Annotated in this window: 1 pseudogene; it reads right to left on the reverse strand. The window is 43.8% G+C overall.

From position 1 onward, the window contains the following. Positions 1 to 143: 143 nt before the first annotated feature. Positions 144 to 1023, reverse strand: a pseudogene (locus tag REG_RS09915) (IS982 family transposase). Positions 1024 to 1033: the final 10 nt, after the last annotated feature.

Below are 1033 nucleotides of genomic sequence, written 5' to 3' on the forward strand. Positions count from 1 at the left end.
GTCTTGGAGTAATGCCATTTGGTATGCGCTGCGTCAGGTAACAGGCATTCCCTCACCACAGCGGTTCGAGGTGCAAAAAATCCCGCTGCTAGCAGAAGAATGCCTCCGTATTTATAACCTGAGTTCGGGATAAGCCGACTATTTTATAATGTAACGATATTTGAACAATACAGAGCTAATTTTGGTTTGGATGGAGTGAGGCAGTAAGCGACGATACCGCCAAGTAAATTAATGATAAAATTCTGTGGTGAACGATGACGAGTATGCTCTATTTGGCACATATTTTTGAGTTGATCAAAAACGGTTTCAACCAATGAACGTTTACGCAAAATGGCATTATCAAACTCAGTGTGCTCGAGAGGCTTCATGTTGCGACGAACACGAGTGATAAAGGCGATCCCCTTTTCTTTGAGCTGTTGTAATAGTGTTTTAGAAATATAGCCTTTGTCTGCGTAAAGTTGGCCAAAAAGCGCTTTGGCCAGGTGAGGAACAGGTTTTCTATCATCACCATTACCAGAGGTTAGAAAAATACTGAGTAGTTCGCCTCGATGATTGATAATCGCATGTAATTTAAAACCAAAAAACCAGCCGGTTGAGCTTTTCCCCCGTTCTGCCAAGCCTTGAAAAACACGATGACGCTTAATACGCAGGTTATCGCAAACGGCGAGCGGCGTGGCGTCGACAATAGAGAGTCCTGAGCAGTCGCCCTTAACTGTTTGAAAGAAGCCATAAAGCGCCATTGCACAGAGGGGGGAAGGAGTTCACAATACAGCGAGAATAAGAGGGAAGGGTTGGAAATTCAGCCCTGAGATGCTGACACACATGATGAAGATAGAATGATTTGAACTGGCGATAACGAATTTGATGGAACAATACCACTAGCGTCATCAGCTCTGCCAAAGAAAGAGAACTGGCACGGATACGCTGCTTGGCTCCCTCCGTTAAGCGCTTTGCATTTAATATTGGCTCAAATTTTTTGCAAAAATCATCCATTAAGCAATAAAGTTCGGTAATATCGGTCATGAGTGTCTCG

Origin of the sequence: Candidatus Regiella insecticola LSR1 (genome assembly GCF_000143625.1) — a bacterium.
GTDB classification, from domain to species: Bacteria; Pseudomonadota; Gammaproteobacteria; order Enterobacterales; family Enterobacteriaceae; genus Regiella; species Regiella insecticola.